Origin of the sequence: Stutzerimonas kunmingensis (genome assembly GCF_900114065.1) — a bacterium.
GTDB classification, from domain to species: Bacteria; Pseudomonadota; Gammaproteobacteria; order Pseudomonadales; family Pseudomonadaceae; genus Stutzerimonas; species Stutzerimonas kunmingensis.
In genome coordinates, this window is sequence record NZ_FORS01000001.1 from 777,112 (window position 1) to 790,232 (window position 13,121).

Annotated in this window: 15 protein-coding genes and 1 pseudogene; 12 read left to right on the plus strand and 4 right to left on the minus strand. The window is 67.3% G+C overall.

Translation table 11 applies throughout. The features are described from left to right. Positions 1-63 precede the first annotated feature (63 nt). The 9 genes from BM275_RS03885 to BM275_RS03925 all read left to right on the plus strand — a co-directional run bounded on the left by BM275_RS03885 (position 64) and on the right by BM275_RS03925 (position 7,657). Positions 64-453 carry a YkvA family protein gene (locus BM275_RS03885; protein WP_061337042.1) on the plus strand — a complete coding sequence of 130 codons (390 nt, stop codon included), beginning with the start codon at positions 64-66 and terminating at the stop codon, positions 451-453. A gap of 121 nt (positions 454-574) precedes the next feature. Continuing rightward, on the plus strand, positions 575-1,264 hold the full coding sequence (locus BM275_RS03890; RefSeq protein ID WP_023445713.1) for a thermostable hemolysin: 690 nt from the start codon (positions 575-577) through the stop codon (positions 1,262-1,264). Then, a complete protein-coding gene (locus tag BM275_RS03895; protein WP_023445712.1) occupies positions 1,248-2,693 on the plus strand; it encodes an AMP-binding protein in 1,446 nt (481 codons plus the stop codon). Before BM275_RS03890 ends, BM275_RS03895 begins: the two co-directional genes overlap by 17 nt. Before the next feature lie 15 nt (positions 2,694-2,708). Beyond that, positions 2,709-3,380 (plus strand): iron-containing redox enzyme family protein, encoded by a 672-nt coding sequence (locus tag BM275_RS03900; protein ID WP_065983055.1) that lies wholly within the window; start codon positions 2,709-2,711, stop codon positions 3,378-3,380. Next, a complete protein-coding gene (locus BM275_RS03905; protein ID WP_090519383.1) occupies positions 3,367-4,200 on the plus strand; it encodes an SDR family oxidoreductase in 834 nt (277 codons plus the stop codon). Before BM275_RS03900 ends, BM275_RS03905 begins: the two co-directional genes overlap by 14 nt. Next, positions 4,197-4,847: a tetratricopeptide repeat protein gene (locus tag BM275_RS03910; protein WP_065983053.1), complete on the plus strand. Its 651-nt coding sequence runs from the start codon at positions 4,197-4,199 to the stop codon at positions 4,845-4,847. The genes BM275_RS03905 and BM275_RS03910 overlap by 4 nt, the downstream gene beginning before the upstream one ends. Before the next feature lie 62 nt (positions 4,848-4,909). After that, positions 4,910-5,569 (plus strand): response regulator, encoded by a 660-nt coding sequence (locus tag BM275_RS03915; RefSeq protein WP_014821503.1) that lies wholly within the window; start codon positions 4,910-4,912, stop codon positions 5,567-5,569. After that, positions 5,563-6,984 carry an ATP-binding protein gene (locus tag BM275_RS03920; protein ID WP_090519385.1) on the plus strand — a complete coding sequence of 474 codons (1,422 nt, stop codon included), beginning with the start codon at positions 5,563-5,565 and terminating at the stop codon, positions 6,982-6,984. Before BM275_RS03915 ends, BM275_RS03920 begins: the two co-directional genes overlap by 7 nt. Before the next feature lie 121 nt (positions 6,985-7,105). After that, positions 7,106-7,657 carry a cytochrome b gene (locus BM275_RS03925; RefSeq protein WP_090519388.1) on the plus strand — a complete coding sequence of 184 codons (552 nt, stop codon included), beginning with the start codon at positions 7,106-7,108 and terminating at the stop codon, positions 7,655-7,657. Between the two features lie 55 nt (positions 7,658-7,712). On the opposite strand, the gene BM275_RS03930 is transcribed toward BM275_RS03925, so the two are convergent. From BM275_RS03930 to moaA, 3 genes are all read right to left on the minus strand, one after another. Continuing rightward, positions 7,713-8,945 (minus strand): molybdopterin molybdotransferase MoeA, encoded by a 1,233-nt coding sequence (locus BM275_RS03930; RefSeq protein WP_090519391.1) that lies wholly within the window; start codon positions 8,943-8,945, stop codon positions 7,713-7,715. Further along, positions 8,942-9,487 (minus strand): molybdenum cofactor biosynthesis protein B, encoded by a 546-nt coding sequence (gene moaB / locus BM275_RS03935; protein WP_090519392.1) that lies wholly within the window; start codon positions 9,485-9,487, stop codon positions 8,942-8,944. The genes BM275_RS03930 and moaB overlap by 4 nt, the downstream gene beginning before the upstream one ends. A gap of 239 nt (positions 9,488-9,726) precedes the next feature. Beyond that, a complete protein-coding gene (moaA, locus tag BM275_RS03940; protein ID WP_013981802.1) occupies positions 9,727-10,716 on the minus strand; it encodes a GTP 3',8-cyclase MoaA in 990 nt (329 codons plus the stop codon). 64 nt (positions 10,717-10,780) lie between these two features. Between moaA and BM275_RS03945 the strand changes: the two are divergent. Together BM275_RS03945 and BM275_RS03950 are read left to right on the plus strand one after the other, a co-directional pair. Beyond that, positions 10,781-11,050 (plus strand): annotated as a pseudogene (locus BM275_RS03945) (type IV pili methyl-accepting chemotaxis transducer N-terminal domain-containing protein); the annotation flags it as partial. Between the two features lie 82 nt (positions 11,051-11,132). Then, complete coding sequence (locus tag BM275_RS03950) at positions 11,133-11,828, plus strand: Crp/Fnr family transcriptional regulator (RefSeq protein WP_090519394.1); 696 nt, start codon at positions 11,133-11,135, stop codon at positions 11,826-11,828. On the opposite strand, the gene BM275_RS03955 is transcribed toward BM275_RS03950, so the two are convergent. Next, a complete protein-coding gene (locus tag BM275_RS03955) occupies positions 11,829-12,374 on the minus strand; it encodes a DUF4345 domain-containing protein (protein ID WP_014821520.1) in 546 nt (181 codons plus the stop codon). Positions 12,375-12,565: 191 nt separating this feature from the next. Between BM275_RS03955 and BM275_RS03960 the strand changes: the two genes are divergently transcribed. Next, positions 12,566-13,003, plus strand: coding sequence for a DUF411 domain-containing protein (locus BM275_RS03960; RefSeq protein WP_090519396.1), 438 nt, complete (start codon positions 12,566-12,568; stop codon positions 13,001-13,003). The last annotated feature ends 118 nt before the right edge of the window (positions 13,004-13,121 follow it).

A 13,121-nucleotide genomic window follows, 5' to 3' on the forward strand; every position in this document is an offset into this window, starting at 1 on the left:
CTCGTCCTGGCGCCGCCAGTTCTGTTCGGTAAGGAGCGTCCAGTGCCCGTGCTGTCCCGTTTCATGGCCCGCCTGCAAGGCTGGGCCCGTGCCCTCAAGCGCGACGTCATGGCGCTCTGGTTCTGCGCCCGCCACCCGGCGCTGCCCTGGTGGCTGCGCCTGCTGACCCTGGCCATCGTCGCCTACGCCCTGAGCCCGATCGACCTGATCCCCGACTTCATTCCGCTGCTCGGCTACCTCGACGACCTGCTGCTCCTGCCGCTGGGCATCTGGCTGGTACTGCGCCTGACGCCGCCGCAGGTGCTGGCCGAAAGCCGTGAGCAGGCGCTGGCCTGGGAGGCACGGCGTGCGGCCCGTCCGACCAGTCGCGCCGGTGCCGTGGCAGTCGTGCTGATCTGGCTGCTCGGCGCCGCGCTGGCCGGCTACTGGCTGCTCGGGCAAGGCCGACCATAACCAGCACCTTGTGAAAAAAACGTAACGGCCGAGCGCCGCCAGAACAGCGCTCGCCGCTTAAGACTGCCTTAAGTTTGCCGCCGCAGACTCCAGCCCAGATTCCTGAACCGAGGTTCCCCGAATGGAACTCCCCTGGGTTGATCACACTGACGTACTGGCACGCATCGGCCGCGAGCGGCCGATGACCCTGCAACTGGCCCAACCCGATCAAGGCGAGCGCCGCATGGCGCTGGAAGCCTTCATCCACCAGCGCTTCGCCGAGCACTACGGGGCGCACGTGAAGCACTTCATGCCCTGCCTGCTTGGCCTGCACGACGAAGACGGCACCGTGCAGGGCGCGGTCGGCCTGCGCAGCGCGCGGCGCCGCCCGCTGTTTCTCGAGCGTTATCTGGACGCACCGATCGAAGAGGCCGTCAGCCTGCGCAGCGGCCGGGCGATCCCCCGCGAGGAGATCGTCGAGGTCGGCAACCTGGCCGCCTTCGGCAATGCCTCGGCACGCCTGTTGATCGTCGCGCTGACCGACCTGCTGGTCGCCCAGGGCTTCCGCTGGGTGGTGTTCACCGGTACTCCGGCGCTGCTCAACAGCTTCCAGCGTCTGGCGCTGACGCCGCTGCCCCTGGGCCTGGCCGATCCGGCACGAATGGGCGACGAGCTGCCGGACTGGGGCAGCTACTACGCCAGCCGCCCGCAGGTGATGGCCGGCGAGATCCTGCCCGGCCACCAGCATCTGCTGCAGCTCGGCGTGTACGCCAGGCTTGGCTATCAGCCGCTGTTCGATACCAGCGAGGTGCCCCATGCAGCCTGCAGCTGAACGCTTCTGGACGGCCCTTGAACAGCACAGCGGTATTGCCCTGAGCGAGGGCACGCGCCAGCTGAGCTATGCCGAACTGCGCCACGAGGTCGCCGCCCGTGCCAGCCGGCTCGAAGCGCTCGGCGTCGCGCGCGTCGCGCTGGCCCTGGACAATGGCCTGGAATGGGCGCTGTGGGACCTCGCGCTGCTGCGCGCCGGGCTGGTCTGCGTACCGCTGCCGGGCTTTTTCTCGCCGGCGCAGCAGGCGCACGTGCTGGAGCACGCGGGCATCGATTGCCTGATCGGGGCGACCCCGGCACCGATCGAGCGCAGCAGCTTCACCGCCCAGGAGCCCGGCCTGTACCTGCGTCAGCCGGGCGCCGTCACCGCGGTGCCGCCCGGCACCCTGAAAATCACCTATACCTCCGGCACCACCGGCCAGCCCAAGGGCGTGTGCCTGGATGCACGCGCACAGCTCGCGGTGGCCGAGAGCCTGTGGCAGGCCAGCCTGCCCTGCGCGGTGGAGCATCACCTGTGCGTGCTGCCGCTGGCGACCCTGCTGGAAAACATCGCCGGGCTCTACGCACCGTTGCTGGCCGGCGCCCGCGTCGAGCTGCGGCCGCTGGCCGAGGTCGGCTTCAGCGGTGCGGCGGGATTCGATCTGCCGCGTTTTCTCGGCACGCTCAACGAGAGCCGCCCGCACAGCCTGATCCTGCTGCCGCAGCTCTTGCTGGCGCTGATCAGCGCTGCCGAGCAGGGCCTGCCGCTGCCACCGGCGCTGCGCTTCATCGCGGTCGGCGGTGGCCGCGTCGCGCCGCAACTGCTCGAGCGTGCCGAGCGTCTCGGCCTGCCGGTGTTCGAGGGCTACGGCTTGTCCGAATGCGCCTCGGTGGTCTGCCTGAACACTCCCGTGGCACGGCGCATCGGCACGGTCGGCCGACCGTTGCCACACGCCGAGCTGCGCTTGGCCGACGATGGCGAGGTACTGGTGCGCGGCCCGCATATGCTCGGTTATCTCGGCGAGCCGCCGCTGACGGGCGACTGGCTGGCGACCGGCGACCTCGGCCATTTCGACGACGGCTTCCTGGTCCTGCATGGGCGCAAGAAGCACCAGTTCGTCACCGCCTACGGGCGCAACGTCAATCCCGAATGGGTGGAGGCCGAGCTGATCCAGCAGGCGCCGATCGCCCAGGCCTGGCTGCATGGCGAGGCGCTGGCGCAGAACGTCGCGGTGCTGGTGCCGCGACGCGCCGAACTCGGCGATGCCGAGCTGCAGGCGGCAGTCGAACGGGTCAACGTCGGCTTGCCGGACTACGCCCGCGTGCACCACTGGCTGCGCGCCGCCGAGCCCTTCACCGCCGGTAACGGCCTGGCCACCGCCAACGGCCGGCTGCGCCGCAACGCCCTGTTCAACCATTACCAATCGGCGATCAACGCCCTTCTGTCCTGACTTTCGAGGTTCATCATGGATTTCTTCGACCAGCTGCAACACCAGACCAATGCCGAGCGCGAATACCTGCTTGGCGCGCCGATCATCCACGCCGCGCTCGCCGGCACCGCGACCCGCGCGCAGTACATCGCCTTCCTCACCCAGGCCTACCACCACGTCAAGCACACCGTGCCGCTGCTGATGGCCTGCGGTGCGCGCCTGCCCGAGCGGCTCGAGTGGCTGCGCGAGGCGATTGCCGAATACATCGAGGAAGAGATCGGCCACCAGGAGTGGATCCTCAATGACATCCGCGCCTGCGGCGGCGATGCCGAGGCGGTGCGCAACGGCCAGCCCGCGCTGCCCACCGAACTGATGGTGGCCTACGTCTACGACCGCATCGCCCGGCACAATCCGGCGAGTTTCTTCGGCATGGTCAACGTGCTGGAGGGCACCAGCATCGCGCTGGCGACCCAGGCCGCCGGCGTGCTGCAGGACAAACTCCAGCTGCCGGCCAAGGCGTTCAGCTACCTGACCTCGCATGGCAGCCTGGACCTGGAACACATCGAATTCTTCAAGAGGCTGATGAACCGCCTCGACGACGAGGACGACAAGGCCGCCGTGGTGCACACCGCGCGCGTCGTCTACCGCCTCTACGGCGACATCTTCCGCAGCCTGAGCGCGCCGGAGCACGACCATGCAACTGCGTGACGCGCGCATCCTGCTGACCGGCGCCAGCGGCGGCATCGGCCAGGTGCTGGTCGAGCGGCTCTGCGCGAACGGCGCACGGCTGTTACTGGTGGGACGCGACAGTCTTGCCCTGGAAGCGCTGGCGCGCCGCTATCCGGGGCAGGTCAACTTGGTCTGCGCCGACCTCACCCAGCGCAGTGGCCGGCATACGGTGCTCGATGCCGCGCGGCGTTTCGGCGGCCTCAACTGCGTGATCAATGCCGCCGGGATCAACCAGTTCAGCCTGCTCGAACAGCAGGACGAGGATGCCATCGCCCGCCTTATCGGCGTCAACGTCACCGCCACGCTGCAGCTGACCCACCTGCTGCTGCCGCTGCTGCGCCAGCAACCGCAGGCGCTGCTGGTCAATCTCGGCTCGACCTTCGGCTCCATCGGCTACCCGGGTTTTGCCGCTTATTGCGCCAGCAAGTTCGCCCTGCGCGGCTTTTCCGAGGCGCTGCGCCGCGAGCTCGCCGACAGTCACGTCAAGGTGCTCTACATCGCCCCGCGCGCGACCCGCACGGCAATGAACAGCGCCGACGTGGTGGCAATGAACGATGCGCTGAAGGTCGGCATGGACGATCCGCAGGCCGTCGCGCGGCAGATCGTCCACGCCATCGCCACCGAACGCGAAGAGCTGTATCTCGGCTGGCCGGAAAAACTCTTCGTACGCCTCAACGGGCTCCTGCCGCGGCTAGTCGACCAGGCCTTACGCAAACAGTTGCCGGTGATCAAGCGCTTCGCCCGTGCTGAACAACCGCTGCCTCCCTCCCAAACCACTTCGACCGGAGATCACCCATGAAGCATCTGCTCGGCCTGTGCACCCTTGTGCTGGCGCTGGCCTGCCAGCCGTCCTTCGCCCTCAGTCCGGCCGGCGAATCGTCGCTGCGCCAGATCCAGGCGCGCTGGGCGGAGATCAACTACCAGCTGCCGGCGGCACAGCGCGAAGCGGCCTTCGCCCGGCTCGCTTCGGAAGCCGAAAGCGCGGTGGTCGGCGAACCGCAGGCCGCCGAGTTGCACATCTGGCACGGCATCGTGCTCAGCACCTGGGCCGGCGCCAAGGGCGGGCTCGGCGCGCTGGGTCTGGTCAAGCAAGCTAAAGCCGAACTGGAAAAAGCTATCGAACTTGAGCCACAGGCGCTGGATGGCTCGGCCTACACCAGCCTCGCCAGCCTCTACTACCAGGTGCCCGGCTGGCCGATCGGCTTCGGTGACGAGGACAAGGCTGAGGCGCTGTTCAAGCAGGCGCTGGCGCTGAACCCGAACGGCATCGACCCGAACTACTTCCACGGTGATTTCCTGCTGCGTCAGAAACGCTACGGGGAAGCGCGCGCGGCGCTGGAAAAGGCCCTTGCCGCGCCCGACCGTGCGGGTCGTGAAGTCGCCGATGCCGGTCGCCGCGACGAAGCCCGCGCGCTGCTCGCGCAGGTCAAGGAAAAGCTGGAATAACCGGCTGCGGCGGCGTTGAATGCACAGCAATGCCGCAAACCCTTCAGGACGACAGGAACGACATGCGCATTCTGCTGGTGGAAGACGATCGCGCCCTCGGCGAGGGCATCCGTACCGCACTCAAGCCCGAGGGCTACACGGTGGACTGGCTGCAGGACGGCGCCAGCGCGCTGCATGCGCTGAGCCACGAGAGCTTCGAGCTGGCCATCCTCGACTTGGGCCTGCCGCGTATGGACGGTCTGGAAGTGCTCAAGCGCCTGCGCGCCAGCGCCAACCCGATCCCGGTGCTGGTACTCACCGCGCGCGATGCCACCAGCGACCGCATCGCCGGGCTGGATGCCGGCGCCGACGACTACCTGGTCAAGCCGTTCGACGTCGCCGAACTCAAGGCCCGCCTGCGCGCACTGCTCCGGCGCAGCTTCAATCGCCCTGAGCCGGTACTGGAGTACCGCGGCATCCTGCTCGACCCGGTCAATCAGCAGGTCAGCTACCAAGGCACCCCGATCAACCTGCCGCGCAAGGAATTCGTCCTGCTGCATGAGCTGATCGCCCAGCCCGGTCGCGTGCTGACCCGCGATCGGCTGCAGCAGGTGCTCTACGGCTGGGACGAGGAAGTCGAGAGCAACGCGCTGGAGGTGCATATCCATCACCTGCGCAAGAAATTCTTCCCCGAGCTCATCCGCACCGTGCGTGGGGTCGGCTATCTGGTGGACAAATGCTGAGGCGCTCTATCCGCAACCGCACCCTGGTGCTGGTGCTCGGCATCCTGCTGCTGTCGCTGAGCCTGATCTCCTGGCGCAGTTATCGCGACGCCCGCCACGAGATCGAGGAGCTGTTCGACGCCCAACTGGCGCACAGTGCTCGACTGGTGCAGGGGCTGGTGATGCGCGACATGAACCCGCAGGCCCGCAATGCGCTGCAGCAGGCGCTGGACGCCGCGGTGAATGCGCGGCGCGATCAGGGCGTGCCGGGGCACGACTACGAAACCAAGCTGGGCTTTCAGGTCTACGCCACGGATGGCAGCAGCCTGCTGCAGTCAGCCGGCGCGCCGCACGGCGCCTTGCAGCGGCTGGCCGGCGCTGACTCCGCGTCACCCTTCAGCCATCTGAGCGGCGGCTATCACGACGTGCAGCTCGACGGCCATGCCTGGCGGCTGTTCCTGCTACACGACCGCGAGGACGATCTGTGGATTCTGCTCAGCGAGCGCGGCGACGTACGCGGCGAGCTGGTCGGCAAGATCGCCCGGCGCAGCCTGCTGCCCGACCTCATCGGCCTGCCGCTGCTGGCGCTGCTGATCTGGCTGGCGGTGGGCTGGGGTCTGCGGCCGCTGGCGCACATGGCGCAGCTTCTGAAGAGTCGCGATCCGGACAACCTCGCGCCGCTGCTGCTGGCGCCGCTGCCGCAGGAGCTGGAGCCGGTGGCCGCCTCGCTGAATCGCCTGCTGCAGCAGGTCAATCAACTGGTCGAGCGGGAAAAACGCTTCATCGCCGATGCGGCCCATGAACTGCGCACGCCCCTGGCAGTGCTGCGCATCCATGCGCAGAATGCGCAACAGGCCGAGCAGCCGGAGGACCGTGAAGCCGCGCTGCAGCAACTGCTGACCGGCGTCGATCGCACCACCCGCGTGGTCACTCAGCTGCTCACGCTCGCTCGCCTGGAACCCAATGCGCAGCCGCGGCATCCACAGCAGCTGGACCTGCTGCCGCTGTGCCGCGAATGCCTCGCCGAGCTGACGCCGCTGGCCCTGGCGCGCGATCAGGAACTGACGCTGGAAGCTGACGACGTGGCCGATCACCGGCTTCCCGGCGATGCCGCCGCGCTCGCCACGCTGCTGCAGAATCTGGTCGGCAATGCCCTGCAGTACACGCCCGATGGCGGGCAGATTCAGGTCAGCCTCCAGACCATGGAAAACGGCGTCAGCCTGTGCGTGGATGACAGCGGTCCGGGCGTGCCGGCAGCGCAGCGCGACAAACTGTTCGAGCGCTTCTACCGCCAGGGCGACGGCCAGGGCGCGGGGCTCGGCCTGGCCATCGTCGCACGCATCGCCGAACTGCACGGCGCGACCATCGAACTGGCGGACTCACCGCTCGGCGGGCTGCAGGTCGCCGTGCACCTGCCCCGCCAGTCACACCACTAGCCTAGAACGACCAGCGGCGAGCTGCCGCGACCGTCCGCCGCAGGCGCAACGGGCATTCGCTAAGGTTCGCTTAAGGCTGGCGCCCTAGACTGCCGACATTCCCCTACTCGGAGTGAGTGAAATGACTGCATCGAACCCTCTGGCACGCTACGGTCGCCTGAGCATTGCCCTGCACTGGCTGATGCTGCTGTTGATCGCAGCGGTCTACGCGACCATCGAACTCAAGGGCAATTTCGCCAAGGGCAGTGAACCGCGCGAACTGCTCAAGCACTGGCATTTCATGCTGGGTCTGACGGTATTTGCACTGGTCTGGCTGCGCCTGATTGCACGCTGGCTGCATCCCGCACCCAAAGCGGTCGCCGGGGCCGGCTGGGAACGCGCGCTGGCCAAGCTTATGCACCTGGCGCTGTACGGCCTGATGATTGGTCTGCCGCTGCTCGGCTGGCTGACGCTGAGCGCGGCAGACAAGCCGATTCCCTTCTTCGGCCTTGAGCTGCCGGCGCTGATCGGCGCCAACAAGGAGCTGGCCGGCGAGTTCAAGGAGCTGCATGAAACGCTGGCGGTGGCCGGCTACTGGCTGATCGGCCTGCACGCGGCGGCGGCCTTGTTCCACCAATACGTGCGCCGCGACGGCACCCTGTTGCGCATGCTGCCGCAGCGCCACCAGGCCTGAGGCGCAGACACGACAACGCCCGGTCGACTCACCATCGACCGGGCGTTTTTGTTTGTCAGCCGAGCAACTCGCTGAACGGCAGATACTCCACCGTCTCCCCTTCTTCCAGCGTGCGGTTGCGCTCGACGATGGCCAGGCCTTCGGCCCAGCTGGCCGAGGTCAGCATCGCTGAGCCCTGACGCGGATGCAGGCACACGCGCATCTCGCCATCGACCTGTTCCAGCCGCGCGCGCAGGTACTGGCGACGGTTGTTCGGCTTGCGCCAGGCGAAGCCGGCGGTCAGGCGCAGCGGCTTGGGCAGCACCTCGGTGCAACCCTGGGCACTGAGCAGGAACGGTCGCGCCACCACCAGCGAGGTGATCAGCGCCGCAGCCGGATTGCCGGGCAGGCCGATCCACGGCTTGCCATTGACCTCGCCAAAGGCCAGCGGCTTACCCGGCTGGATCGCCAGGCGCCACATGTGCAACTCGCCCAGCTCGCGAATGGCCTGCTTGAGATGGTCCTCCTCGCCGACCGAGACGCCGCCGGAGGTGATCAGCATGTCCCATTCGGAGGCGGCCAGCGCCAGGGCGTCACGGCTAGCAGCCAGCTCGTCGACGAGGATTTCGTAGTCGTGCACTTCCATTCCGATGCTGCGCAGCACGCTGAGCAGGCAGTAACGGTTGGAGTTGTAGATCTGTCCCGGCGCCAGCGGCTCGCCGGGTTCGCGCAGTTCGTTGCCGCTGGAGAGCAGGCCGATGCGCAGGCGCCGATAGACCGCCACGCGGGCAACGCCGAAGCTCGCCAGCAGGCCGATCTCCTGCGGGCGCAGACGCTTGCCCGCCTGCAGCACGGGGGCGCCAGCCTGCAGTTCCTCGCCCTGACGACGCACATGGGCGCCCTGGATAACGCCGGGGAAATGCACGCGATCGGCCTCGATCTGGCAATCCTCCTGCGCCACCACGGTGTCGGCGCCCGGCGGCAGCGGCGCGCCGGTGAAGATGCGCACGGCGTGGCCGGCAGGCAGTTGCTGGTCGGCGGCATCACCGGCGGCGATGCGCCCGGCGAGTGGCAGCCAGCCGCCTTTAGCCGGCAGGTCGGCGGCGCGCAGGGCGTAGCCGTCCATTGCGCTGTTGTCCCAGGCCGGCACCGGGAAGGGCGCGTCTAGCGATTCCGCCAGCACCCGGCCAAGGGCATCGGACAGCGCGACGTGTTCCACTGGCGGCAGCGCCGGCACCCGTGCCAGCAGCTCGGCGATGGCCTCGTCGACCGGCTTCAGGCCACTGGTGTCGCAGCCACAGGCGCTCATGAGCGTGGCCCGCAGTATTCGACTGCGCTGGCCTTCAGGTGCGGTACGAAGTTGCAGGGCTTGGTGCGGCTGTCCAGCTGCTCGACGAGGATCTTGTTCCAGGCGGTGCGGCAGGCATTGGTCGAGCCGGGCAGGCAGCAGACCAGGGTGCCGTTGCTCATGCCGGCCAGCGCGCGGGACTGCACGGTGGAGGTGCCGATCTCGCTCAGCGAAACGTAGCGGAACAGCTCGCCGAAGCCGTCGACATCTTTGGCCAGCAGCGGCTGCACCGCCTGCGGGGTGTTGTCACGGGCGGTGAAACCGGTGCCGCCGGTGATCAGCACCACCTGCACGTTTTCGCTGGCGATCCAGCTGCACACCCGGGCGCGGATCTGCCAGATGTCGTCCCTGACGATGGCCCGCTCGGCCAGCGTGTGGCCTGCGCTCTGCAGGCCGTCGATCAGCGCCTGGCCGGAGGTGTCGGTGTCCAGGTTGCGGGTATCGCTCACCGTGAGCACGGCGATGTTCAGAGGCTGGAATTCGGTGTTGGACAGGTGAGCCATGGCTCGAAACTCCCTTGAAGATGTGTGCGCAGGCTGCACCGGCGCCGCGGGCCAGCCCATTCCCCGTTGGAGGTAGGCGCGCGGCAGGCGGTGCCGGCAGGTCGACCAACGCGCATGGCGTTGGCCAGCGAGCGTTGCGACAGCCCGACTGCAACGCAGCGGGGCATGGGTCAGACCGGCAGTGCCGGCCGATGGTAGCGAATAAAACGGTCGGCCCGCAGCCCGTTCGGCGCGGGCAGTCAACCGCCGCTGGCGTTCATGAAGCGCAATACCTGGACCTCGCCGCCGCTGGAGAATTCGTGGCGCAGCGGTTTGCGTTGCAGCGCGGCGTGAATGGCGTCGATCACCGGCTGGTCGCTGGTCGGATGGCGGCGCAGCAGTGCGCGCAGGTCGATGGAATGCTCGTGGCCCAGGCACAGCAGCAGGCGACCTTCCACGGTCAGCCGCACGCGGTTGCAGGTGGCGCAGAAGTTGTGCGAATGCGGCGAGATGAAGCCGATGCGCGTCTGCGGGTGCTCCGGCAGGCGCACATAGCGCGCCGGACCGCCGCTCTGCTCGGCCGAATCGATCAGCGCGTGACGCTCGGCGATCAGCGCCTTGACCTCGTCGCTGGAGCAGAAGCTCTCACCGCGCGAACGGCCGACGTCGCCCAGCGGCATTTCCTCGATGAAGCTCAGGTCCAGCCCGCCGGCGATGGCGAAGTCCACCAGGTCGGCGACCTCCTCGGCGTTGCGGCCCTTCATCACCACGGCATTGAGCTTGATCCGCTCGAAGCCGGCGGCGCGCGCCGCATCGATGCCGTCGAGCACCTGCTGCAGCTGGCCGGTGCGGGTAATGGCGTGGAATTTCTCGGCGTCCAGGCTATCCAGGCTGATGTTCAGCCGCTTGACCCCGGCCCGAGCCAGCGGCGCGGCAAGCCTGACCAGCTGCGAGCCGTTGGTGGTCATCACCAGTTCACGCAGACCGGGCAAGGCCGCGATGCGCTCGCAGAGACCGACGATGCCCTGGCGTACCAGCGGCTCGCCGCCAGTGAGGCGGATCTTCTTCACGCCCAGCCCGACGAAGATGCGCGCGATGCGCTCCAGCTCCTCCAGACCGAGCACCTGCTGACGCGGCAGGAAGGTCATGTCCTCGGCCATGCAGTAGACGCAGCGGAAGTCGCAGCGGTCGGTGACAGACATGCGCAGGTAGTCGATCTGGCGGTTGTGGGCATCGCGTAGTTGAGTCATCGATAACACCTCTAAGCCTCGTAGGGTGGATGACGTTTGTCATCCACCATGGCCCTGCTCGATGGAACAGCGCCTGCGCAGCGATTTCGATGCGGCGGTCGCGGAGTTCGAGCGCGGCCTGGACGAGCTGAACAAGGCGCCGCAGAACACCGAGCAGATCAACCGCCAGCTCGATCAGATCGGCGCACAATGGCGTTTCGCCCGCGCTGGTTTCAGCCTCGCCGACGACGCCCGTTTCGTCCCGACGGTAATCGTCACCACCAGCGATTCGCTGCTGCGCAAGATCGAACAACTGACGCTGGACTACGAGCGACTGGCCGGCAGCACCCGCTGATCGACTACCTACCCTGCCCAGAAAGAGGTATGGCCTGCCCGCACGGCGCGACCTAGCATGCCGTTCATCGAAAGGAAGGGGGATGGCCATGCTGACCGGCTCTGCAGTGCTCAATACGATGCGCCGTCATCATCTGTTCAATGGGCTGGCCGAGACGGCTCTGCTGAACCTCGCGGCGCATACCACGGTCAAGCGCCTGCCAGCCGGCTGCACGCTGTTCCACCAAGGCGACGCCGCCGAGCACTTTCACGTGCTGATCAACGGCCAGGTCAAGCTGCACCGGGTCACCTGCGATGGTCAGGAGAAGGTCATCGAGGTAGTCCGGCCGGGCGAGGCCTTTGCCGAGGCGATGCTCTTCAACAAGCAGCCCGAACATCCGCTGAGCGCCACCACCCTCAAGGAAAGCCTGGTGCTCAACGTGCAGAACGCCCACTACCTGCGTCTGCTCGAGACCCAGCCACAGCTGTGCATGCAGCTGCTCAGCAGCCTCAGCGACCGACTCAACCAGCGGCTGCACCAGATCGACAGCCTGACCTCATCCAACATCTGCCAGCGTGTGGTGCGTTACCTGTTCCAGGAACTGCAGGCGGCACGCAGCGGTGTGATCGACCTCGACCTGCCCAAGCGCCTGATCGCCTCGCAACTGGGCATCCAGCCGGAAACCTTGTCACGCATCCTACATCGCCTGACCGACGCAGGGCTGATCGCCGTGCAGCGGCGGCGCATCGAGATCCTCGACCAGCGCAGCCTCTCGGCCTACCTCGAAGCAGCCGCCTGATCAACCCTGGGCGTCGGGGTCACCACGACGGAACGGCTGCGGGGCGACTTCAACCGGTGCAGGCTCGACCGGCGGCGGACCATCGCCAAGCTTGAAGGGTTTCGGCGGCTCGCTGACCAGTCTCCGCGTGGCCGGCTCGAGGCGCTCCGGCTCAGGCTCCGGGCGCTCGCGGACAAGATGCCAGGCAGCGGCGGCAAGGGCGGCGGCCAGCACACGATAGAACAGCGATGCCAGATCGAAACCGACCAGCTCACCGCCATCCAGCCACAGCGACACCAGGCGCCCGAGCACCAGCGCGGTCATGGTGATCATCAGCATCATCAAGGCCGGTCGCGCACGCTCGGGGGCACGCGCGGCCCAGATCAGAAACAGTGCCAACCCCAATTGCAGGCCACCGTAGTAGACCCGCATGTGGCTGACCGAGGCGCCCTCCATCAGCAGCATGCCGTTCAGATTGGCCATCTCGTAGGGGCGAAACCAGTAGGCCAGGCTCAGGCTGGCCATCACCAGCGCCTGCGCGAGCAGAACGAAACGGGCAAAACGCATCGAAAACTCTCCTGATGTGCGACTCGCTATTCCGATTGGCATGGGACTGTCAGGCGGCCGGTTTGTTCTGCGCCCGGCACTTCGGCCATCTCTCCGGCGCGGCGTCGGCAGGTGATAATTGCCCGCTCGCCGCACCTTGGGTATGGGCGCAACCCGGCGTATTCTGGGCCTCTCGCTCGTAGGAGGTTCCCATGCGCCGTCTTCTGTTGCTGCTTCCCGTCCTGCTCGCCGGGTTCGCCCAGGCCGTCGAGCCCATTGCTATCGACGTCTATCGCGACCCCAACTGTGGCTGTTGCGAAGCGTGGATCGATCACCTGGAGGACAACGGTTTTTCCGTGAGCGATCACGTGGTCAACGACATGACCTCGGTAAAGATGGAACACGGCATCCCGCACCGCCTCGGTTCCTGTCACACCGCGGTGATCGACGGCAAGTTCGTCGAAGGCCACGTTCCTGCCGCCGACATCCTCAAGCTGCGTGCGCAACCGGACCTGATTGGCGCAGCCGTACCCGGCATGCCGATCGGCTCGCCGGGCATGGAGATGGGCGATCGCAAGGACGCCTTCAAGGTGATCGGCGTCAGCAAGGCGGGCGAGGAACGCGTGCTCTCCGAATACCCCGGCGACTGAACCGTCGCGCCGCTGCGAATGCAGTGCGGTCCGCGCTGCAGCTTTTTCGAGCCGTGCGGGTCTTAACGGGAGGCAAGGCGCCGCTTCGGTGCTGCGCACTCAACCCGTCAACCGTTCA

Bases quoted from the DNA above. Each gene is read 5' to 3' on its own strand.
- BM275_RS03885 (WP_061337042.1), top strand. From the start codon at position 64: ATGGCCCGCCTGCAAGGCTGGGCCCGTGCCCTCAAGCGCGACGTCATG.
- BM275_RS03890 (WP_023445713.1), top strand. From the start codon at position 575: ATGGAACTCCCCTGGGTTGATCACACTGACGTACTGGCACGCATCGGC.
- BM275_RS03895 (WP_023445712.1), top strand. From the start codon at position 1,248: ATGCAGCCTGCAGCTGAACGCTTCTGGACGGCCCTTGAACAGCACAGC.
- BM275_RS03900 (WP_065983055.1), top strand. From the start codon at position 2,709: ATGGATTTCTTCGACCAGCTGCAACACCAGACCAATGCCGAGCGCGAA.
- BM275_RS03905 (WP_090519383.1), top strand. From the start codon at position 3,367: ATGCAACTGCGTGACGCGCGCATCCTGCTGACCGGCGCCAGCGGCGGC.
- BM275_RS03910 (WP_065983053.1), top strand. From the start codon at position 4,197: ATGAAGCATCTGCTCGGCCTGTGCACCCTTGTGCTGGCGCTGGCCTGC.
- BM275_RS03915 (WP_014821503.1), top strand. From the start codon at position 4,910: ATGCGCATTCTGCTGGTGGAAGACGATCGCGCCCTCGGCGAGGGCATC.
- BM275_RS03920 (WP_090519385.1), top strand. From the start codon at position 5,563: ATGCTGAGGCGCTCTATCCGCAACCGCACCCTGGTGCTGGTGCTCGGC.
- BM275_RS03925 (WP_090519388.1), top strand. From the start codon at position 7,106: ATGACTGCATCGAACCCTCTGGCACGCTACGGTCGCCTGAGCATTGCC.
- BM275_RS03930 (WP_090519391.1), bottom strand. From the start codon at position 8,945: ATGAGCGCCTGTGGCTGCGACACCAGTGGCCTGAAGCCGGTCGACGAG.
- moaB (WP_090519392.1), bottom strand. From the start codon at position 9,487: ATGGCTCACCTGTCCAACACCGAATTCCAGCCTCTGAACATCGCCGTG.
- moaA (WP_013981802.1), bottom strand. From the start codon at position 10,716: ATGACTCAACTACGCGATGCCCACAACCGCCAGATCGACTACCTGCGC.
- BM275_RS03950 (WP_090519394.1), top strand. From the start codon at position 11,133: ATGGCCATGCTGACCGGCTCTGCAGTGCTCAATACGATGCGCCGTCAT.
- BM275_RS03955 (WP_014821520.1), bottom strand. From the start codon at position 12,374: ATGCGTTTTGCCCGTTTCGTTCTGCTCGCGCAGGCGCTGGTGATGGCC.
- BM275_RS03960 (WP_090519396.1), top strand. From the start codon at position 12,566: ATGCGCCGTCTTCTGTTGCTGCTTCCCGTCCTGCTCGCCGGGTTCGCC.